Origin of the sequence: Acinetobacter sp. YH01025 (assembly GCF_013420185.1) — a bacterium.
In the GTDB taxonomy this organism is placed as follows: Bacteria; Pseudomonadota; Gammaproteobacteria; order Pseudomonadales; family Moraxellaceae; genus Acinetobacter; species Acinetobacter indicus.
The window spans coordinates 46,381-66,737 of sequence record NZ_VOYR01000006.1; the positions used below are offsets into that span (position 1 = coordinate 46,381).

The window sequence follows — 20,357 nt, forward strand, 5'->3', positions numbered from 1 at the left end:
TTAGTTATCAACTAAACCTTTGTAGCCAAGATAGTTGACACCGACTAGTGTAAGTATAAGTAACTGAAAAATAAAAAATAAAGAAAATAAACTAATCAGAAAGTAGACTATAATACTCAATTCATTCGAGCATGAAAAAACTATAAAGTTTGCATCTTTATTGAGCACAAATAGAAATTTAAAAAGCGCTAAAGTTAATGCGAGTATTAAACTTACGCTTGAAAGGTATGCAAAAAGCATAGTAAGAAAAACGCGACGGGTTAACTTTTGTTTAAAAGTTTCAGACCTATCTGGTTCGAATTTTTCTATATATGGAGCATTCTTCTCATTGATAATCCTATCGATTGCTTTTTTGTTAATAGCTGCAATAGCTGATAGAGATGCAATATAGAAACCCGGAAGAATGGCCAATAAAGTGAATAAATCACCAAACCTCTCACTTAAAAAATAGTTACCATTTTTAAGGTTAAATGCTGCCCATGTAGCAATAATGCTAAACATAATTGCAAGTAAAAGGGGGACAATAAATACTGCACCATAGTGAGCATTGTCGGGATATTTAATTTTAAGAAAATCAAATACTTTAATAGCTTGATTTAGCATATCCCCCCCTTAAAAAATAACATCTCTTAAAAATTGTCCTGCATAATCGCAAAACATTGAGTAATTGGTTTAGGTTCTTTAGATTCCAATCCATTAATTGTATTTATATCACGGTCTTCCCAATTGAGATAAGCCCTTTTAGTTAAACCTAGTGTTACATCATCAATGTATTCATATTTAGTTTCGCCCTTATTATGTTGATTTCTAATCATAAGATAAGTTTTAGGGTCTGCCTTAAATTCACTTTTATAATTCTGTTTTGTATTCTCCAGCCAGTTCTTCAGAGTATTCGGCGTTAATTTACTCAGGAACGAACTGTTATTACTGATCGTAATTCCTAAGCTTTTAGTTTGGTCCTTTAGTACACTATGTTGGTCGAAACTTTGTGTAACTTTGGTTTGTTCAACTAAAACAATACTTTGTAAGAGCCCTTTATTGACAGCTTCAATAATGCTACTTGTTGTAACAGGGGTAACATTAACTTGTGGTTTACATTTAATTTCATCTTGAGTCATCGGATCTGTTGCGATCCAAAACTGTGAATCATAAGTTAGTGAAAAAAGTTCAGTAAATAAAGCAGGAATAAACTTCTGACTCATGCCTGGGACTAATTGAACACATAAATTTGCTTCTGTTTTTGATACAGGTTTTGTCTTGATAATTACATGAAGTAACGTACGAAGTCCGTGTTCTTTTGGGATTTTTTGAGTTAAGACATTATTTTTAGTGTTCTCAAGAATACGAGGATCAACTTCTAGATCATTAAATGTAAATAAAAGCTTATATCCCTCTTTTATCTTATCAATTGAAACCCATTTTATCCATTTTTTACCACTATTAAATTCTTTAATTATTTTCCCATTAGTGCCAAATGCGCTTCTGTTTAAATTATAATAAGATTCTAGTTTTTGACAAAAGTCCAAAGTTGGGATTTCGCCAAAAAAATATTGAGCATCCTCTTTTCTACGCACTCGTGTTCTATCTGCCCGAAAATGAAAATAATCAAATCTAATATTAATTGCCATACTTATCTCCCCCCGATTAAAGAGTCGCTCGGGTTGCGACTTTCATAAAACACCCAAGCCGCATAAGCGGCTTTTTAATTTTTTAATATTTAAATTCTCTGTGGTGCTGGACCACTACACCAATAATCGAAATTTCAATCTGTGTGGAGTTATAGGTCGGGTAATCTGGGTTTAGCGGCACCAGCTCGATAATGTCCACGCCATGCTCATTGATCCCGATGACACGATATTTCTTGAAAGTAGTTAAGGCTGAGCCATGTTGAATTTCTTGAGCTACAACTAAGGAACCGGGTACTGGAACCTTTGCTGCATCCACAACAATTTCATCACCCGGTTTAAACTCGGGTGCCATACTCATCCCGTCTACAATAAGCGAGAAGACAGCCTTGGGGTTTATGCCTTCATAAGTCGTATATGTTTCACTTTTTGGATTTAATCCATCATAAGCAACTTCACGCCATGCGCCGGCTTGAACAAAATCTAACACAGGGATCTTTCTCAGTAATTTTTCTGATGGTCTTACATTGCCAAACACCTCGCCGGCATATGTTTTTTGTTCTGAATCACCAGTTCCATTTAACAGCCACTCAGCAGATACGCCAAGGAAATCAGCCAGCAGGGGGATTTTTGACGTTTCTGGAATTGCTTCACCTTTCAGCCACTTTCCAGCGCCCTTATCAGAAACATCAAACTCTCGGCTCAGTACCCGTGCACGTCCACGAACAGGATAATTTTTATCATCCATAGCCTTATGAATTCGCTTGGCAAACTCTTCCTTAATTTTTTCTGTAGAACTATTCATTAGAAAAACCCTGTGAACCATGAGTTCAATAATAATTAGTATTGAAAGAACTATCAGTTCTTGTTAAAGTTGAACCAAAAGTTCAGTATGGAGAATTAATGTGAACTTGAAGTCATATATAGATCAGGCTGGTGGAGTGTCCGCCGTAGCAAATATGCTCAATATCTCAAACCGCGCTGTTTACAAGTGGTTGCACAAAAATGAGTTACCGCGAACTGAATATACCGGCGAAACAAACTATTCAGCGACTATTGAGAAGGAAACTGAAGGCAAAGTCCTTAAGCAGAACCTTTTAAAAGTCGGTAAGCCTAAAAATGCCACCGCCGCATAAATCAATTATCAACTGATTGATTCTAATTAAATACGTTCAAAGGAATCACAAATGAACATTGTAGACGCGGCTTATCACACGGTGCACGACTACCCAGGCGGTGCAAATGCACTGGCTCCACGCATGGGTATTAAAAGCCCGGCTGTTCTCAACAGCAAAGTAAATCCGAATACCGATACGCACCATATTTCACTTGTTGAAGCCTCAAAACTCATGGCCATTACAGGCGATCCACGCATTTTGCAAAGCCTCAATGCTGAACATGGGAAAGTCGCTATTGATTTACCGGTCATTCCTGAATGCCGGGATTCTGCACTGACAGAACTGATTTTGAATATGGGAATTGCTGGTGGAGATATACAGGCGGTTTTCAAGGAAATGATGGCTGATGGCCGGGTAACGCTGGGAGAGGCAATGGATATGTCCAAAGTCATCCACACGCTTCACATGGTCTTAGCTGAACTGGATGCGCAGGTCCATGCCTGTGTTGATGAAAAAGAAAAAGCCTGATGGTTCAGATCAGGCTTTTGGGATTCTTATTCGAGGTAAATCAAATATGAATGCAAGAGCAAATTTAGCACATGAACCAGCAGCACCTCAAGCTGAAGTGGTTTGGTTCCCCAAAAAAGAGCGACAAGTAATGTCAAAAAAAGAAGAGGGCTACACAAGAACGCCTAACTCTTTAATTGACGACCAGATAATGGCGCAATTAAACGATAAAGCTTTTAAGTGCCTTATGTTCATTGTGCGGCAAACATCCGGCTTTGATCGTGCATCTCACTCAATCTCAATTACCCAATTTCAGAAGTATTGCGGCATCAAAAAACGTGACACGGTGATGACCTGTATCAAGGAACTGGAAGATAAAAAACTCATCAAAGTTGAGCGCAAAACCGGCTGTTTAAATGTGTACAGTTTGTCCCTTAACCAGTCCCATGAAACGGGACTACCTTCAAACGGGACTAGTACCATTGAACGGGACGGGACTAGTACCACGAAACGGGACGGGGGTAGTCCCATCAAAGGGGACGGGACTAGTACCGTTGAACGGGACCCTATTAAAGAAACACTTAAAGAAAATATTAAAGAAAATTTTAAAGAGTGTAGCGCGCAAGAAAATTCAGTCGATCAGGTTTTACAAATCTGGACACCTGATTTGCACTCACTGAATTCCTGGTTACAGCGATCAGGTGAAGCCAAAATGACCCAAGAGCAGGTCGATCAAATTCTGCTTGAGGTGAATGCGTATTACGAACCCCGTTTGAACGCTGGCTCACTCACACCGACCCAGATGTATGCAAATTTCGTGAAGTGGGTGAAACGCAGCAAGGTTGGCCAAAGATCGGCTCAATTCGAAAAACCACTGAGTCAGCCGGACCATTCCCGAAACGTCAACGATGCCTGGGGAGAGATCCAGCACTACGCACCGTGTACCGATGACATTGAGCTGGGGGATTTGATATGAACTCAACCGCTGTTACTCAACAATTCAATCTTGAAGTCAGTCACGAGCTTTGTGCAATTCACGCCGAGCCAAAACTGATCACCGGTGGTGGCCCGATTTGCGGTACCTGTGCCAAAGAAAAACTGAACCAGGCAAACCGTGAACACCAGAAGCAGGTGGATACCGAAGTGCGTAAAAAACACTTTGCCGGTGCCAGGTTGCCAGCCCGTCATGCTCAAAGCGGCTTTGCTGAATACCAGACCCAGAACGATGGCCAGAAGCTGGCAAAAATGACCTGCGTGAAATTCACCAAGGATTTTATTGCCGGTAAAACCCGCAACCTCATCATGGTGGGCCGTACGGGTACCGGTAAAACGCATCTGTCCTGTGCGGTGGCAAGAAACGTATTGGAGCGCGGTAAATACGCCCGTTACATCACTTCCGAAGACATGGCCAATGAGATTGCCAATGCCTGGAAGAAAGAGGCTAATGACAGCGAATCAAACGCAATCTACCGGTTTACGGAATATGACCTCCTGATCCTGGATGAATATGGCCTGCATGATCGACATGAAAACCGTCTGCAGCTGGTCCACAAGGTTTTGTATTCCCGCTATGACGAAGGCAAACCAACGATGCTGATTTCAAACTTTACGCTTGAAGAACTGCGCAAGGATTTGGGTGATCGCCTGTGGTCCCGTTTCCAGCACGATGGCTTAGACATGGTTGAGTGCAATTGGTCTGATGCGCGTATGAGAGGTGGGGTGTGAGTGTAATTTCTGAATACAAAGACTCAAGCGGTCTTACAACTTATCCAGCGCCGCTTACTGATCATGCGTTTGCTGGATTGAATGAGCAGGAAAATATCGACTTCAAAATCTGGCTTGGCTTGATTGGTGAAAATGAAATCGAGGTCGCAGCTGATCAAAAGTTAGAAACCTATTTTGTTAAAGCTTTTAAAGAACAAAAAGAAGATCGCTGCCAGTACATGAATCTAGCTCAAAAAACATCTCTTATTAGCTTTTGGTTTCTTCAGGCGCAAGCTGATAAGGCTTGTGCAGGCTTGAGACATGGATGTGAATTTTGGCAGCTGGTTGATTGGGTCCCGACTCAAGAGGAATTTAATAAAGCATTCCCGGCACCAGAGTCGCTGGAGCTTGAATATGCGCCACCCATGGAGCCAGTGGTTAAGCCAAAACCTATAAAGCAGGCCGAAGCTAAAGCAAAACCAGTTCGTGATGAATGGACTTTGGATTTATTTGGGGGCGCAGCATGAACAATCGCAAAACCTATGTCGAAAACTTTGAGGTGATGCTGGAAATTTTGCTCTTCATCACCTACTCAGGCAAAGCAGCAACCTGGCAGGATATTCACGACAACGTAATTGATAAGCATAGAGCTACGCTGAATCGCTACTTAAAAGCTCTAGCCGAACTAGGTTTTCTGACCAGGTGTGAAAGAACTAAAAACGGAATTTTTAGCTATGCGGCATCAAGCAAGGCTAAAGAGTTATTTGGAGTGAAGGGATGAGAAGTCTAAATAAAGCTTTGCGTGAGTGGTTGTTAGAAAGACGCGGCAGAGGTATAGCACTAGCTAAAAAGCTTAACTGCTCAAAGCAGTATATCTCGGAAATATCGAAGATGGAGACCGGGCTTTCACTGGCGAAATGGGATGAAATTCAGTGGGCCATGCTTGAAGTGGAAGGCAATGAGCGAGGAGTAAAGGGATGAACTTAACAATCGAAGAAATGCGGAAAATTGTGGAGGGGGCGCCTGTGGGAGCGACAGATTTTCTACATGATACCTACTTCCAAAAAAGAAATGCAGTTGAGTGGTATTACTGGGAGGAGGATCAATGGAAATTTACTAGCTATTCCGAGCGTTTTAAGCACCTTCTAGTTTGTCTTGGGGATCTGCGCGCAACCATCGCCGACCATGACCGCACCGACCATGTGAGTGATATTCGGAATCATATTAGCCCCACTACGAAGGTGATTGAGCATGAGTGATTTTGAAAAGTGGCTTGAAGACCAGGACTTCTACACAAACATGCGATTCATACACGGTGACAAGCTGTTTGATAGGGATGGCGATGTTTATCGGGTGTTGCCGGTGCAGATGGCTTATCAGGCTTGGGATTATCGAAAAGCCCAACTCAACAACATGGAGGCTTGTTATATCGAGAAGAAGAAGCAGGTTGAGGCTGTTTCTCACATGCTTGAAGGGGATTTGAAATATGTGGAGCAAGACAGGCGAGGAAATTTTGATTTTCTTCAAATGGCAATGATTCGTTGCTTGGGTGATGCGATCAAAGCCCTGCGAGGTGACAATGACTAATCTCCGTATCACCGCAGCACAGGCACGAAAAGCCGGTATTGGTCCTCGATTTGGTGTAACAACCAAGTCGGGGAAGAAGAAATCCAATCCAGATCCAATGCCAAAGGTTCCAGCCCACCTGGTCGAAGGGAAAGGGTTTGGTGTGATGAATGATGAATTGCTCTGGTGTGAAGTTTTTATCACACCCCCTTCGGTAAATCACTACTGGATTCGCGGGGCCAACAAAACCAACCGATTAAGTAAGCGCGCAATCCACTTTATTGAGGTTATGAAGCGTTTTATTGAGCCGGCAGGGTATCAGGGCAGAGTTCGCGTAAAGATCGAATACGCGCCACCTGATGCGAAAATACGCGACATCGATAACATCGTAAAGCCTTGCTTTGATGCTTTATCAAAAGGCGGTTTGATTCTGGATGATTCCCAGGTGGATGAATTGCTCGTGAAGCGGTTGCCATCAGAAAAGGGTGGGAAGCTGATTATTCAAGTTGAAAAGTTAAGGGCTTAAGAGGGAATAGGGATGAATGCGGCGACAGGGTTAAAAATGAATTGGTCTAAGCGTTCTGCGCACCAATGGCTTGAGCAATATGGGGCTTGGGTAAGAACAGTAAAAACAAACGTGTCAGCCAATCCGCTTGCTGTGTTGATTGACCAAAATGACAAAACAAGAATACGCGCAAGCAAGGTGTCAATTCCAGTTGAGATTGAAGATCATGAAGCGGTGCGAGTTAGTCAATTGTTGGCAAAAATGCATAATGATAGTCGGGAGTTTATGCAGGAAAGAGCTTGGTTTTTAATCCTTTTTTATGAAAACAATTGGTCGTATTTGAGTATTGCAAATGCTCATGATTGCAGTAAAGCAAAGGTACGTGCTGAGATTGATAAAGGACTTTCGTATCTTGATGGTGTGATTGAGAATTTGCCCTATTGACAGTGCAGCACACTTTGTTTAAATTTGTGATAAGTGGTCGAAGTTATGTATACGCACTTAACCACCTGAAAAGCAAATGACGATCAGGAAAGACTGATAATTACCGTAAAGGCTCACAGAAATGTGGGCTTTTTGCGTTTTGGCGGCTTTCTTTATTCGTAGTGGTTTAAATTGAATGCCGCCATTTATTAGTTTTAAAAGGTGAGTATTACTTGAGCCTGGCGAACTCTTAACACAATCAGTTATGAGCCATTAAGCACACACTACCAAGCCAACTAGGAAGAATTATTTCTTAGTTGGTTTTTAATGGGCCTTAAGCTTAAGTGGTATAAGCGTCCCGCTCATAACGGGGAGATAGTCGGTTCGAATCCGATGGGGCTAACCAGATTCTTTTAGGAGATTGCGATGCTCCGATTCCTATTCTGTTTATTCGGCTTCCATGGTGCAACCGAGATTGATTACACGATTGATGATGAAGAAATCAAAGTGTGTCGAGAATGTTTAAAAGAGATTGATTAATTTCTCCATCGCCGGACGGATTACGGCACATAAAACCCTGCCACATACTGGCTATTGGCAGGGTTTTCTTTTCTTATTGGTGGTGTTTATGACTCAGTATAGCGATGAAGCTATTGCGCAAGAGTTGCAGGCTGAGCTAATTCAGGCTGTGAAGCGCACACAAGACAAGCTTGATGTGAAATTTATAACCGTGAATATGGACCTTGATATTTATGGCGAGGGTTCAAAAGTGAAATTCTCAACAATACCAGAGCATGTTTTAAAGCCTGTGAGTTGATTTTATTTGGTGGCGGTCATGACAGACAAAGTACAAGCGAAACGAGACTTAGAATTTTGCAGTGCTGAGCTGTCTAAGTATCAGAATCTCAGCCGTTCAGGTCTTAAGCGTCATCAAATGATCGCGATTGATGAAATCATGATTGAGCTTAAGGAACGCATCCGAAACTTACGGAACGTACTGCAATGATCAATGAAGTCGGACAAGCCATACCAGTTCGACCATATCCACCAAAAGAAATATTCGATTTAGATACGCCTAACTTTATCCCAGCACCAGAACTGTGGGCATGGATTAAAGCGGTATTTCTAAATGAACATTCCGAAGTGTTTAATCCTGATCATATTCATCTGGACTCATTTTACTGGCCACAGATCGCCGTGATGTGGGCAAATGGTGGATTCATCAAACAGGGTCGCTTTGTTGTTGGCCAGGCTGAAAAAGTCATGATCAATGTGGGTGGATGGAAGAAAGCACGCCAAGAGGAACAATTTGAGCAATGGTTCGGTCAAGTTCCTGAATACCTCATTACCGTTGATGCCAAATTTGCCCAAGTGGCGAATGATATTGCCTTTTGTGCACTGGTTGAGCATGAGCTTTACCACATTGCACATAAGCGTGATGAATGGGGTATCCCACAATTTAACCGTGAAACAGGTTTACCAAAGCTTGAGATCAAAGGGCATGACGTGGAGGAATTCACTGGTGTGGTACGCCGTTATGGTGCAAGCGAAGAAGTTCAAACCATGATTGATGCAGCGAAACAGCGACCTGAAATTTCAAGAGCCGATATTTACCATGCGTGCGGTACTTGCTTTCTGAAGGTCGTTTAAATTTTTTTGTCCATTGAGTTGGACGAAGTTGGACGGATAAAGAGCAATGGCAACGCTAAATCAAAAGCACAAACTCTTTATCGTGCGTAGCTTGGCGCAGTGGAATACACCTACTGAAACCGTTGAGCTTGTCCAACAAGAGTTTGGCATCACTATTTCACGTCAGCAGTGTGAGGCATACGACCCGACCAAACGGACAGGGCAAAACCTCAGTAAAGCATTAGCTGATGAGTTTTATAAAACCCGGGAGCAGTTCCGTAAAAACACAGATGAAATGCCCTTGGCGAATCTAGCCGTGCGCTTACGTCATTATGAGAATTTGCTGAATAACCCACAGAACAAACGCAATCCGATTTTACAGCTGACCATTCTTAAACAAGTGGCTGAAGATGTCGGTGGCAAGTACACCAATAAAACAGAATTGACTGGCGCAGGTGGTGGACCATTACAAAGCGAAAATGTTACCTACGTGGATGCTAGCCCTGAATTAGTGAAGCAGGTGTTAGATGAACTCGAAAGTAAATACTAGACCGCTTGAGATAAAGATCGAACGTGAGAAATGCGAACGTGAACATCTATTTTTCACACGCCGTTTTTTCATGCCTCGTATGGGCTTTAAATTTTCAGTCAATTGGCACCATGAATATATTGCATGGGCAATTGATGAAGTCATTGCTGGTCGCATTGAAAACCTAGTCATTAACGTTCCACCAGGTTCAGGTAAGACTGAATTACTGACCAATCTGATTGCACGTGGTATCGCACGTAATCAGCGTTCACGATTTTTATATTTGTCATTCTCCCAGTCTTTGGTCGAGGATGTGTCATCCACTGCCCGAAACATCGTTAAATCGGATGATTTTCAGGAGTTATGGCCGGTTAATATTTCGACCAGTACCGATGCAAAGGCTAGCTGGAAAACGACTGTAGATGGCTATGAAGCGGGGCATGTGTATAGCGCCTCGATGGGTGGTCAGGTCACAGGCCGCCGTGCAGGTACATTGGCAGATGCTGGATTTACCGGTGCGATTATTCTTGATGACCCATTGAAGCCGGAAGATGCATTTAGTGCTACAGCAAGAAAAAAGGCAAATCGTAAGATTCTGAACACAGTCAACTCGCGTAAGGCCAAGTCATCCACACCGATTATCTTGATCATGCAGCGCTTACACGTTGAAGATCCGACAAACTTTGTGATGACGGGCAACGTGCCAGGGAAATGGCATCAGATCTCGATACCGGCATTGATTGATGATGATTACATCAACTCATTGCCAGAGCACATTCGTAAGAAGGTGCCGCGTGATGTAGAGCGTGATGAAAAAGGCCGTCAAAGCTACTGGCCAATGAAAGAATCGTTACAGTCATTACTGCAGCTGGAGCGAGGCGGGCAGGATAAAGATGGTGCAACGGTTTCACGTTATACATTCAGTAGTCAGTACCAGCAATCGCCGAAAAAACTTGGCGGGGATTTGGTCAAATCTGAATGGTTTGGGCGTTATGTGGAACTTCCGCCGCTTAAATGGCGTGGCATCTGGGCTGATACGGCTCAAAAGGTCAAAGAGCACAACGACTATTCAGTGTTCTTGTGTGGCGGTCTTGGGTATGACGACAAGCTTTATATCATTGACGTGAGGCGTGGTAAGTGGCTTGCACCAGAATTGCTGAAAGAAGCTGAACGGTTTATTAAAAAACATCATGTCGATACTCCCGCTTTGGGTGCATTGCGCTATATGGCCATTGAGGATAAAGCCTCTGGCACAACATTAATTCAGACTATTTCACGAACAACAACATTACCGATCCGGGCGATACAGCGCGATACCGACAAGCTGACCCGGACAATGGATGTGGTGTTTTATGTTGAAGATGGCCGGGTGATGTTGCCAGCTGATGCGCCATGGTTGCTTCCTTACATTGAAGAGGCTGAAGGACTAACAGCTGACATGACACATGATCATGACGACCAATGGGACCCGACGATGGATGCAATTAACGACACCCTGGTAAATGGGTATTCGCTTTTAGATTAGGAGAGTAAGAGTGGCAGAGCAAACTCAAACGACTCAGAACGTGACTGATGGCGCTTATGTCAATTTTGCCACCAATCTAGGTACAGAGCGCGACAAAGCGAGTCATGGCAAATTTGTAAAGAACATGACCTTGGGCGATCACGATTTTGAAGCCGCTTATGAAGACTGGCTGGCCAAGAAAATTATTAATCGTCCAGTTCAGGATATGTTGCGTGCAGGCTGGTTTTATACCGGCATAAAAGAGCAGCAAAGCAAAAAGATGGCAGATGAGGTAAACCGTCTTGAGCTACGCCGTAAGCTTTACACTGCTTTTAAATATGCGCGTTTATATGGTAGGTCCTACATTCTGATTGGTTTCAGTGGTGGTGATCTGGCTGATGCGGTTGACTGGGATTCTATCCGCCGTGGTGAATTACAGTTTTTTACCGTGCTCAAAAAATGCCAGGTTGAGGTGTCGCAAGGCACAGAGTTGGTCCCGCCGAGTGAAAACAACGGAGACCCGAATCAACCTAGGTTTTATCAGGTTCAAACCACTGAAGACTCTCACGTAAAACATAAGGTGCATTACAAGCGGATAATCGAAATCAAAAATGGGGAAGAAGGTGAATCAACCCTGCTGGCGATTTACCGGACCCTGTTGCATTTTGTGGGTACCAATAGTGCAGCGGCAAGCCTGGTGCATGAGGCCAAGATTGATGTTATCCAGATGCCGAATCTGATTGATTCCTTAAAAAACCGCATGAAGGATACGATGGCCCGATTCTCTGCAGCTGCACTGATGAAAAGCATCAATGGCATGTTGGTCCTTGATGCTACAGAGAAGTATGAGAGCAAAACCAACAATCTCGCCGGATTGCCTGAGTTGATGCGGGAGTATGGGGCACAAACTGCAGCTGCAGCGGATATACCTTTTACAGTGTTATTTGGCCAGACAACATCTGGATTAAATAATTCGGGTGAGTTTGATCTTCGGAACTATTATGACCGGGTCAATACGGATCAGGAATGGACGTTGCATCCAGTGTTGTTGCCATTACTTCGCCTGATCTATCAAAGCCTGTTTAGTAAGCCACCGGTCGGCATGGATATTACTTTTTATCCACTCTGGCAGCTGGATTACAAGACTCGCTCTGAAGTTGAGAAGAATAATGCGGAGCGGGATATTAAGTATCTTGAGAAAGGAATTGTGAGTGAGGCCCAGGTGGCGAGACAGCTGCGTGAGGATGGCACTTACGATTATATCGACGATACCCATATCAAGGCGCTTGAGGCGGTAGCGGAGACTTACAGTGGATCTGAAACAGATTAAACCCAAGAAAGGGGTGCGTAAGTTTAATGCTGCACCTATTCTGCAGTCACGAAAGGCCGAAATCGCATATACACGCGAACTGCTGGCACTGGTGGCATATACGCAGAGCGAGATCAAAAAAGGTCTGATACCGATGCTGAAGCGCTATAGCGTTGGTGATGCATCCGCTGTTCAGGTATCAGACCGTTTTATTGACGAGTTCATTCAGGCGCTTGCTGCGTTACGCAATCGAATATTGTTAATTACAGATACGATGGCAATTGAAATTGCGCGCCGTATTGTTGAGCAGAACAGGCAATCTACAGATCAGCAGCTGGCCAACATGCTACTCAAGTTTACTGGCATTGATTTTACAGCGCTGATGCGTAGTGAAGACCTGTTTGATGCTGTAAATGATGCCATTCATGCCAATGTGCAGCTGATCAAATCCATACCTTCACAGCACCTGGACAAGGTGGAGCGGATTGTACTGAATGGAATCCAGAGTGGACTTAAATCAGAGTCCATGGTTAAAGCCATTCAGGGGATTGGGCACAGCACAGAGAAGCGTGCAAAGCTCATTGCTCGGGATCAGACTGGAAAGCTCACCAGTAAGCTAACCGAGGTACGGCAAACCAAGTTAGGGATTACTCACTACTACTGGTCATGCAGCCGTGATGAGCGTGTTCGTGATTCACATTTAGCCCGTGATGGGAAACTTTATGCCTGGACGCATGTGCATGATGACGGTCATCCGGGTATTCCGATTCGCTGCCGTTGTGTAGCAATCCCATACACAGCGCATCTGTTTGATCCGAATGCGCCTACACCAGAAGAGATTATTGCGATGCAGGAGGCGGCTTGATGGTTACTCAAGAACAGCAAATCATTTATGATCTAATCTTACAAGCGTGGACGAGGCCAAAATGAGAGATAAATATTTGATGTGGGGTGCAGCTATCCTAATTTGTGCCATTGCTCTGTTTTTTGGTTACGTGGTATGGCAAGACGCTAAAAGTGAAAAAATTTCACTGAATAAATCAGATTGGACTTGCACCAAAACTGAAACGCAAGTGAATAACATTGTTGCAGGAAAAGTCATTGCGCCACAAATTACTGAGCATTGTGTGCGGTATGAGAGAAAATAAGTAAAAATGAAAGTCGATCACTCAGACCTAAAACCGCGCCAATTTTTGCAGCGAAATTCAACTTATGCACCTTCGGGTGCTTTTTTAATGGTGAAAAATTATGTGTTGTAAGAATTGCTGTCGTTGCTCATGCGCTAAAAGTTCAGGCTATCAACCGGAAGCTAAACCTGAGTATGTTCCGCCACCACCGTTGGTAAAACTTGGTCCACCAAAGAAACCATAAATAGATTGGCTAAAAATCCATGAAAAAACTTATACACACCAAAATCGGTGACTTTGCGCCGTCCCAGTCTTCACGATCCCTCACCACAGAGGGATTTTTATTATGTGTAGGGGCAAAACTGGCCAAGGCACCACAAGTGCGCAGTTATTACCCGGAAGAGTTCGGGGGAATTGAGGGCTTTAAGGAAGGCTATGCTTTCGGGATTTACACATCGGCGGATGAGCTATTTAGCAAAGCTACGATTACAAGTGCAGAAGGCAAGGATGCAACCAATAGTCATCCTCCAGGCAATCAGGTCAATGCTGCTACATGGCGACACTACAGCGTAGGCGAACTGAACAACGTCCGTGAAGAAAACGGTTATCTAGTTGGTGATCTGCTCATTAAGGATAAAACCGCCATTGAGATGATTCAGACCAATGAAAAGATCGAATTATCGCTCGGTTATGCGGCCGATCTAATCATTGAGAGTGGCGTAGCGGATGACGGCACACCATACCATGCCGTTTTCAAGAATATACAAGTCAACCATGTTGCGCTTGTTTACCAGGGTCGATGCGGTGGTGATTGCCGCGTTGCCGACCACAATCCAAACCCAAAGGGGAACAAGATGGAAGTCAAAATTAATGGTATTCGCTTTGAGGTTGGTGATAACCAAGCCTTGGTGGATGCTTTAGCACAGCAAGAATCGCAACTTGAAAACCTGAAAGCTGCCAAGTTGAAAATTGGTGATCAGGAGTTTTCTGTTGCCACAGAACTTGATGCAGTTCAGGCCGTAGCGGACAAGCTGGTGAAAGACCACAAAGAGCTTGCTGAAAAGGTACCTGAACTTGAAGCCAATCAGGTTACACCCGAAAAGCTGGAAACACTGGCAGCTGACCGAGCTGAATTAATCCAGGATGCTAAAAAGATTGATCCAAACATCAAAACCGAAGGCTGCACATGCGAGCAAATTAAACGTGATGTTGTTGCAGCAAAAGCTGGTGATGCGCTCGTTGTGGCTGTTTTGGGTGGTGTTTCTGTTGGTGATGCAAAGCCAGAGCTGATTGATACGGTGTTTCGTGCAATTCTGGCCACACCAACCAAGGCCAATCCGGTCGATCAGATGTACCCGAAACAAGTCGGTGACTCTGATCCAGGTCAACAACAAAAACCAGCATCTAAAGCGGATGCATGGAAACAACAAATTTAAGAGGGGATGACTGACATGGTTCAGCAAATTACCGCACGCCCGGGTCAAAAGGCGTATTTAGTAGGTCCTGAAGAAGTTTTATCAATCCCAATGGCCGGGGCGGGAACTTTATCAGACGGTGATACCGTTGTTCGCTCAACTGATGGTAAATCCGTGACGGCTGTAGCAGGTGCCACTCCTACACGTTTCGGTGTTGTTTTGCGTAATGGTGTGGGTAAATCAGGAAAAGATGCCAGCGGCAATGAAGCGTATCAACTGGGCGATATTTTGCCTGTCATGACGATTGGTAACATCTGGGTGAAACCATCTGCGCCAGTGACCGACATTACAGCAAAGGTGTATGTCAAAACAGCAAATGGAACAGCAGATGCGCCACTGGGTTCGCTGTCATCCGCTGCACTTGATGGCACAGAATTACCAAACGCATCATGGGAAACCGTGACCAATGCAGAAGGTTTAGCAATTTTACGACTTCGTGGGGCTTAATACATGAATCAATTATTAGCGCGTTTAACGCCGATTGCGGGAGCAATTCAGGCGCAAGTAGGTGATGCATTTAACATGCAGAATCTGGTCAATCTGTTTAAGCAGGTCGAGACGATCAATGAAACTGACGCCCAGATGTCAGAAGCAACCGAATACGCAAAATACATTCCAACCAAGCCAACCAATAATGTTGTGGGTGGTGGTGAAGTATTAAAACGTAAACGTGGTATCGGTAAAGGTAAGCGCCACGCTGGTACCGGTACTGACATTCCACTGGCTGAAGTTGAATACGATGCAGTGACCATGCCTGTAACTGCGGGTACCATCGGCTACCAGTATTCAATTTTAGAAATTCAGACAGCTATGGCTGCTGGTATTTCTTTGGATGCGGATAAAGCGCAAGCAGCGCGTCTGGCAGCAGAAAAACACTTAAGCGATGTAGCTTGGGAAGGTGAAGGAACTGTGAAAGGTTTCTATAACCAGTCTGGCGTTACAGTGGTGACAGCTCAACATGACTGGGCGCTCGCAACCATTGAAGAAGTGCTGGAAGATGTAAACGCATCATTGGCGCCATCATTAACAGCGTCAGCTTTTGATGATGCAATTCGCCCAGACACCTACCTGCTTCCATCAAACCAGTTCACTATTTTGGCAGGCCGTTTTGTTGCTGATAGCGGTGGCAAAACCTTCCTTGATGTCATCAAAGAGAAAAATATTTTCTCTGCATCGGGCAAAAAATTGGATTTTAGCAGCATTGAACGTACCAACGGTAAAGGCCTTGCCAGCACCGACCGTGCGGTAATTTATCGCCGCGATCCGTCATGCATTCAATTCCTTGCGGATGATGTACAGTTCCTGGCAGCCCAGCCGGTCGGCGTGGATATTAAGATTCCGGGCCATTACAAATATCAAGGCGTGTGGTTGAAGCGCGTCGATTCAATGCGTTATCTGGACATTTAAGGGGGCTAAAACATGCCAAAGTATACCTATAGCGGCGATCAGGCCGCTTTAATTTTGCCTACAAAACCACGCTTGGTGCTGGACAAGGGTGTGGCGGTAGAAGTCGCTCAGGCTGAACATGAGAAACTTTTAAAGCACAAAATCATCGGTGCTTTAATCGAGTCCGGTGAAATTGTTGTTGCTGATGAAGAGAAGCAGGTCAAGTCCACGCGAAGCACTTCAACGAAGCAAGAAGACTAATCTGGTGACAACATGGTCAGCATTAATTCAAGTGTGAATATTGATGATGACGGTTCACTGGATCGCTTCATTAAAAACGCCGAAAAAATGGGTGGCCATGTTGAGGTTGGTTGGTTGGCAAGCCAGACCCATATTGGCCGTGGTGGTGGTAAACGATCCATTACCATGGCTGACCTGGCTGCTATTCACTACCACGGTGTTCCATCCAAGAATATTCCAAAGCGTGATGTGGTCACACCAGCGCTAGAACAGAATCAGGAAAAGTATTTTGGCTTTATCGAGCGAAGCATACCGGCCTTGATGGACGGGAGCATGGACCTAAGGACCATGTGGGAATATTTAGGCATGGAAGGCATGGCTGACATTCAAAAGCAAATGGTGACTGCGAGACTGGCACCATTGCATCCGCGGACAATTAAGCGCAAAGGCAGTAGTCGTCCATTGATTGACTCAGGGCAATTACGTCAGGGCGTAACTTATATCGTCTCAGAGGCATAACATGGCATATATCACAAGAGATGAATTGATTGAAAGCTTTGGCCAGCATGAAATTGAGCGACTTGAAAACAATATCGCTCGAAACCATGATCCGGCCCTAACCGAAAATCAAAAAGCTCTTATCACAGAAAATGCAATAGAGCAGGCAAGTAATGAGGCTGATAGTTATATCGCTACCCGATACAACCTGCCATTACCCAGCGTGCCTGATCAGCTTAAGCGAAATATTGGTGATATTGCGCGCTATATACTTTACAAGGACCAGCCGACAGATGAAGTTCTTCGACGCCATGAGATGGCAGTCTCTTGGCTCAATAAACTCTCAACGGGCAAAGCTATCCTTGTATTTCCGATTGAGCCAGAGGGTGACGACGGTCAACCCATCGCAGGCACTGGAATCTTTGTGGTGTGACTATGGGTTATTTTGTTCTTGAGCCGATTTTGGTTGATCGCATTAAGCAGCATGTCCCTGGGCTTGTTGAGGTAAACACGCCTTTCAATATCGAAGAAATGCTGGAAGCCTCAAACAACTCTCCATCAGTAAGCGTTATTTACTACGACGATCGGGTGTCTACAGATGCCGGTCGCGGGGAGATGGCAGTTACCTATCAGCAGTGGCTGATTGTTCTTTCAGTTCGACATAGTGGCGCACAGCTACAGGAAACAAGCCTGATCAGAAAGAAGGCCGAGCCCTTCATTGATCAGATTCTGGGTGCTATGAAGGGTTTTAATCCAGCTATCACGGGTTTCAAAACATTCAAGCGCACCAATAGCCCTGTCCGGGTTGGTGGTAAAGCTGGTCACTGCTATTTCCCATTCATGTTTGAGATTCAGAAACTCATTTAAGGAGCCATCATGGCGAAACAATACAAAGCATTACAGCCTGTCGGTCGCTTTCAAAAGGGCGATATGGTCGGTGGGCTGAGTGATGCACAAATCAAAAAATTACTGGCAGATGGTGTCATTCAGGAACTACCTGAACCTAAAGCTGCTCCAGCCAAGAAAACTACGGGAGATGCTAAATAATGAGCACAAATTATATTTCACTCCAGGGTAAGTTTTACTTAGCCAAAATTACAGCGGGCGTGGCAGGTGCTATGCGCCACATCGGTAACGTGCCAGAGTTTGAATTGGAAATTGGTGCAGATGTGCTGGAGCATACTGAATCAACGTCTGGGATGCGTACGACTGACTTTACGATGGTGCAGACCACTTCAGTTAACTTCTCTGGCCAACTGGAAGAGGTGAACAAAGAAAATCTGGAATACATCGTTTCTGGTACCAATACAGACGTTGCTTCGGAAGCTGTCACCGATGTTTCACTGGGTACCGTGGCTGCTGGTGAAGAAATCAAGCTCGATGGCTACAACCTTTCCACTGTGACTTTCAAAGACTCTACTGTCGGCACACCGGTTACGCTGACTGAAGACCAGTACACGCTCGATGCTAAGTTCGGTACGGTTACATTTAACGATGTGGCAGGCCTGACGATGCCGATTCTGGCGTCTTATACCAATGGTACGGTGTCACATACCACGCTGGCGTCGAACTTCAGTGAAGAGTACGAGCTATTCTTCAAGGGTATCAATACGGCCAATGGTGAACACATGGCGGTTCGCTTATGGCGTACCAAGAAGTCACCGGAAACCACGTTCCCATTGATTCATGAAGAACTGGGTCAATATGCAATCTCCGGTCAGGCGCTTTCTGATATTACGAAGCAGAGCGATCCAGAGCTTGGATTGTATGGCCATATCGTCATTATTCCGGCAGCTGTTGCGCCGTAATACACATTGCAGGCACAAAGATATGGGCGCTAGGCGTCTTTTTTTGTGCCTGTTTTTTGAGATTGTTTGGCTTTGTATTAATTGATTTTTACAAACCCAAGTGATTTACCAACCTATTGACAAGAATCTATATTTTTTAAAGCAAAGCCGACTTTAACAAGTCGGCTTTTTTAATGCCTGTTTGTTTGTATTTGCATTCTGCATTCAGGCTCAACACAACTCAAAGGAGTTAATTATGAATGCTAAATTTAATCCAGTAGTTAAATTGGTTGAGGTTCAAAAAGGTGAGCCGACCACCACCACTTTGCAAATAGCACTAGGATTAGGAATTCAGCACGCAAGTGTAATTAAAATTGTAAGAACATACCTGCAAGACATTCAGGAATTTGGACGAGTGAGATTTGAAAGTTCTTACGATTACGGTGGTTTAGTGAATTCTGGATTTGAAATCCGAAATTCAAACCAAGGTCGCCACACTCGATACGCTGTTTTAAGTGAGCAGCAATCATATTTTTTAATGACTTTAATGCGGAACAGTCCAAAGGTTATTGATTTCAAAAAGGCGCTTGTTAAAGCATTTTTTGAGGCTCGCACCTTATTGCAAACCGATTACTTTTCTCTTATTCGGGAGCGTGAAACATTAAGCGCAAAACTTGAATGTGAAAAAGAAATAGCAAGTGCATGCGGAAAAGGGTTATCGGTTTGGAAAAAACAACGTGACTGCTTAACCACTGCAATTGCAAACGTGGATCGGCAGATTCAACCATGCTTATTTGACTAAAACCCTAGCCACCTTCGGGTGGCTTTTTTGAGATTCCATCATGAATGATTTTTTTATAGCAGATAATCGCAGCATTCAGCTTGGTGATATTGAAGTGCGTCAGATTCAGGTGAAAAACTACGATCAATGGCTTGGCTGCACTGCACAAATCAAAGTGTTTTTAGATAAGAAAGATCATTCAGATGAAGTTTTAACACAGCTGTTTTTAGCTCATCCGGTAGATGTTTTTAAAATGTGCCTGTTGGTGACTTCGATTGACGCGGATCAGTTAAAGAAACTGGCGGTTGATCAGCCAGAACTTATCAAGTTGCTGCGTACCGTTGTAAGTGTGAACAGCGCAGGCCTTAAGATGGAATCGAAACCCAAAGGCAAGGCCGATCCTGATGCCAGCTGGTTTGATTCATTTCAGTTCTTAATCAGTCTGGGCCATCGGCATGAGGATATTATGAATATGTCCTATGGGGCGTTTCAGGCTTATCTGAAAGCTGGTCGAAAGAATTATATGAACGATGTTAGCTTAAGTGCTACCGCCGTGCGTGCTGCACAACATTCAGATAAAAAGGGTTTTGACAAGTTTAGAAAAGAGCTAAATAAACAGTGATTCATGCCACAGAATTTATTAA

Annotated in this window: 32 protein-coding genes and 1 tRNA gene; 30 read left to right on the plus strand and 3 right to left on the minus strand. The window is 44.0% G+C overall.

Going from position 1 to position 20,357, the window contains the following annotated elements; genetic code table 11:
- From FTT89_RS07875 to FTT89_RS07885, 3 genes are all read right to left on the minus strand, one after another.
- Complete coding sequence (locus FTT89_RS07875) at positions 1 to 603, minus strand: hypothetical protein (RefSeq protein WP_180172787.1); 603 nt, start codon at positions 601 to 603, stop codon at positions 1 to 3.
- Between the two features lie 26 nt (positions 604 to 629).
- Positions 630 to 1,628 carry a hypothetical protein gene (locus tag FTT89_RS07880; protein WP_180172788.1) on the minus strand — a complete coding sequence of 333 codons (999 nt, stop codon included), beginning with the start codon at positions 1,626 to 1,628 and terminating at the stop codon, positions 630 to 632.
- Between the two features lie 82 nt (positions 1,629 to 1,710).
- Positions 1,711 to 2,430: a LexA family transcriptional regulator gene (locus tag FTT89_RS07885; RefSeq protein WP_257229703.1), complete on the minus strand. Its 720-nt coding sequence runs from the start codon at positions 2,428 to 2,430 to the stop codon at positions 1,711 to 1,713.
- A 100-nt stretch (positions 2,431 to 2,530) separates the two neighbouring features.
- On the opposite strand from FTT89_RS07885, the gene FTT89_RS07890 reads away from it, so the two are divergent.
- The 30 genes from FTT89_RS07890 to FTT89_RS08035 all read left to right on the plus strand — a co-directional run bounded on the left by FTT89_RS07890 (position 2,531) and on the right by FTT89_RS08035 (position 20,335).
- Positions 2,531 to 2,761, plus strand: coding sequence for a YdaS family helix-turn-helix protein (locus tag FTT89_RS07890; protein ID WP_075174451.1), 231 nt, complete (start codon positions 2,531 to 2,533; stop codon positions 2,759 to 2,761).
- Positions 2,762 to 2,812: 51 nt separating this feature from the next.
- Positions 2,813 to 3,271: a phage regulatory CII family protein gene (locus FTT89_RS07895; RefSeq protein ID WP_075174452.1), complete on the plus strand. Its 459-nt coding sequence runs from the start codon at positions 2,813 to 2,815 to the stop codon at positions 3,269 to 3,271.
- 46 nt (positions 3,272 to 3,317) lie between these two features.
- Positions 3,318 to 4,226: a replication protein gene (locus FTT89_RS07900; protein WP_180172831.1), complete on the plus strand. Its 909-nt coding sequence runs from the start codon at positions 3,318 to 3,320 to the stop codon at positions 4,224 to 4,226.
- Positions 4,223 to 4,975, plus strand: coding sequence for an ATP-binding protein (locus tag FTT89_RS07905; RefSeq protein ID WP_180172789.1), 753 nt, complete (start codon positions 4,223 to 4,225; stop codon positions 4,973 to 4,975). Before FTT89_RS07900 ends, FTT89_RS07905 begins: the two co-directional genes overlap by 4 nt.
- Positions 4,972 to 5,481, plus strand: a complete 510-nt coding sequence (locus FTT89_RS07910) for a hypothetical protein (protein ID WP_180172790.1) — start codon at positions 4,972 to 4,974, stop codon at positions 5,479 to 5,481. The genes FTT89_RS07905 and FTT89_RS07910 overlap by 4 nt, the downstream gene beginning before the upstream one ends.
- Entirely contained in the window at positions 5,478 to 5,735 is a 258-nt protein-coding gene (locus FTT89_RS07915) for a hypothetical protein (RefSeq protein ID WP_163170159.1), read from the plus strand. Before FTT89_RS07910 ends, FTT89_RS07915 begins: the two co-directional genes overlap by 4 nt.
- Before the next feature lie 196 nt (positions 5,736 to 5,931).
- A complete protein-coding gene (locus FTT89_RS07920; RefSeq protein ID WP_180172791.1) occupies positions 5,932 to 6,213 on the plus strand; it encodes a hypothetical protein in 282 nt (93 codons plus the stop codon).
- Positions 6,206 to 6,541 carry a hypothetical protein gene (locus tag FTT89_RS07925; protein WP_180172792.1) on the plus strand — a complete coding sequence of 112 codons (336 nt, stop codon included), beginning with the start codon at positions 6,206 to 6,208 and terminating at the stop codon, positions 6,539 to 6,541. The genes FTT89_RS07920 and FTT89_RS07925 overlap by 8 nt, the downstream gene beginning before the upstream one ends.
- Positions 6,534 to 7,046: a RusA family crossover junction endodeoxyribonuclease gene (locus FTT89_RS07930; protein WP_180172793.1), complete on the plus strand. Its 513-nt coding sequence runs from the start codon at positions 6,534 to 6,536 to the stop codon at positions 7,044 to 7,046. Before FTT89_RS07925 ends, FTT89_RS07930 begins: the two co-directional genes overlap by 8 nt.
- A 12-nt stretch (positions 7,047 to 7,058) precedes the next feature.
- Positions 7,059 to 7,469, plus strand: coding sequence for an antiterminator Q family protein (locus FTT89_RS07935; RefSeq protein ID WP_180172794.1), 411 nt, complete (start codon positions 7,059 to 7,061; stop codon positions 7,467 to 7,469).
- A 307-nt stretch (positions 7,470 to 7,776) separates the two neighbouring features.
- Positions 7,777 to 7,854: transfer RNA gene (locus tag FTT89_RS07940), tRNA-Ile, on the plus strand.
- A gap of 222 nt (positions 7,855 to 8,076) precedes the next feature.
- Complete coding sequence (locus tag FTT89_RS07945; protein WP_180172795.1) at positions 8,077 to 8,265, plus strand: hypothetical protein; 189 nt, start codon at positions 8,077 to 8,079, stop codon at positions 8,263 to 8,265.
- Between the two features lie 18 nt (positions 8,266 to 8,283).
- Entirely contained in the window at positions 8,284 to 8,454 is a 171-nt protein-coding gene (locus tag FTT89_RS07950) for a hypothetical protein (protein WP_180172796.1), read from the plus strand.
- Complete coding sequence (locus FTT89_RS07955; protein WP_180172797.1) at positions 8,451 to 9,098, plus strand: putative metallopeptidase; 648 nt, start codon at positions 8,451 to 8,453, stop codon at positions 9,096 to 9,098. The genes FTT89_RS07950 and FTT89_RS07955 overlap by 4 nt, the downstream gene beginning before the upstream one ends.
- A gap of 46 nt (positions 9,099 to 9,144) precedes the next feature.
- Complete coding sequence (locus tag FTT89_RS07960) at positions 9,145 to 9,627, plus strand: DUF2280 domain-containing protein (protein ID WP_168396906.1); 483 nt, start codon at positions 9,145 to 9,147, stop codon at positions 9,625 to 9,627.
- Positions 9,605 to 11,131, plus strand: coding sequence for a phage terminase large subunit (terL, locus tag FTT89_RS07965; RefSeq protein ID WP_180172798.1), 1,527 nt, complete (start codon positions 9,605 to 9,607; stop codon positions 11,129 to 11,131). Before FTT89_RS07960 ends, terL begins: the two co-directional genes overlap by 23 nt.
- Positions 11,132 to 11,141: 10 nt before the next feature.
- A complete protein-coding gene (locus tag FTT89_RS07970) occupies positions 11,142 to 12,440 on the plus strand; it encodes a DUF1073 domain-containing protein (protein ID WP_180172799.1) in 1,299 nt (432 codons plus the stop codon).
- Positions 12,421 to 13,284 (plus strand): minor capsid protein, encoded by an 864-nt coding sequence (locus FTT89_RS07975; RefSeq protein ID WP_180172800.1) that lies wholly within the window; start codon positions 12,421 to 12,423, stop codon positions 13,282 to 13,284. The genes FTT89_RS07970 and FTT89_RS07975 overlap by 20 nt, the downstream gene beginning before the upstream one ends.
- 61 nt (positions 13,285 to 13,345) lie before the next feature.
- Positions 13,346 to 13,567, plus strand: a complete 222-nt coding sequence (locus tag FTT89_RS07980) for a hypothetical protein (RefSeq protein WP_104499037.1) — start codon at positions 13,346 to 13,348, stop codon at positions 13,565 to 13,567.
- A 242-nt stretch (positions 13,568 to 13,809) separates the two neighbouring features.
- The gene (locus FTT89_RS07985; protein WP_180172801.1) at positions 13,810 to 14,982 is read left to right on the plus strand and encodes a DUF2213 domain-containing protein; all 1,173 of its coding nucleotides are present in this window, start codon (positions 13,810 to 13,812) and stop codon (positions 14,980 to 14,982) included.
- A 15-nt stretch (positions 14,983 to 14,997) separates the two neighbouring features.
- The gene (locus FTT89_RS07990) at positions 14,998 to 15,468 is read left to right on the plus strand and encodes a hypothetical protein (RefSeq protein ID WP_180172832.1); all 471 of its coding nucleotides are present in this window, start codon (positions 14,998 to 15,000) and stop codon (positions 15,466 to 15,468) included.
- A 3-nt stretch (positions 15,469 to 15,471) separates the two neighbouring features.
- Positions 15,472 to 16,428: a DUF2184 domain-containing protein gene (locus FTT89_RS07995; protein ID WP_180172802.1), complete on the plus strand. Its 957-nt coding sequence runs from the start codon at positions 15,472 to 15,474 to the stop codon at positions 16,426 to 16,428.
- Positions 16,429 to 16,440: 12 nt separating this feature from the next.
- Complete coding sequence (locus FTT89_RS08000) at positions 16,441 to 16,668, plus strand: hypothetical protein (RefSeq protein ID WP_180172803.1); 228 nt, start codon at positions 16,441 to 16,443, stop codon at positions 16,666 to 16,668.
- A 12-nt stretch (positions 16,669 to 16,680) separates the two neighbouring features.
- Positions 16,681 to 17,166, plus strand: coding sequence for a hypothetical protein (locus FTT89_RS08005; protein WP_180172804.1), 486 nt, complete (start codon positions 16,681 to 16,683; stop codon positions 17,164 to 17,166).
- Position 17,167: 1 nt separating this feature from the next.
- Entirely contained in the window at positions 17,168 to 17,578 is a 411-nt protein-coding gene (locus FTT89_RS08010; protein WP_180172805.1) for a gp436 family protein, read from the plus strand.
- 2 nt (positions 17,579 to 17,580) lie between these two features.
- On the plus strand, positions 17,581 to 18,012 hold the full coding sequence (locus FTT89_RS08015; RefSeq protein WP_180172806.1) for a hypothetical protein: 432 nt from the start codon (positions 17,581 to 17,583) through the stop codon (positions 18,010 to 18,012).
- Between the two features lie 9 nt (positions 18,013 to 18,021).
- A complete protein-coding gene (locus tag FTT89_RS08020) occupies positions 18,022 to 18,192 on the plus strand; it encodes a hypothetical protein (RefSeq protein ID WP_180172807.1) in 171 nt (56 codons plus the stop codon).
- Positions 18,192 to 18,953 carry a hypothetical protein gene (locus tag FTT89_RS08025; protein WP_180172808.1) on the plus strand — a complete coding sequence of 254 codons (762 nt, stop codon included), beginning with the start codon at positions 18,192 to 18,194 and terminating at the stop codon, positions 18,951 to 18,953. Before FTT89_RS08020 ends, FTT89_RS08025 begins: the two co-directional genes overlap by 1 nt.
- A gap of 235 nt (positions 18,954 to 19,188) precedes the next feature.
- On the plus strand, positions 19,189 to 19,734 hold the full coding sequence (locus FTT89_RS08030; RefSeq protein ID WP_180052053.1) for a Rha family transcriptional regulator: 546 nt from the start codon (positions 19,189 to 19,191) through the stop codon (positions 19,732 to 19,734).
- A 40-nt stretch (positions 19,735 to 19,774) separates the two neighbouring features.
- Positions 19,775 to 20,335 carry a hypothetical protein gene (locus FTT89_RS08035; protein ID WP_180172809.1) on the plus strand — a complete coding sequence of 187 codons (561 nt, stop codon included), beginning with the start codon at positions 19,775 to 19,777 and terminating at the stop codon, positions 20,333 to 20,335.
- Positions 20,336 to 20,357: the final 22 nt, after the last annotated feature.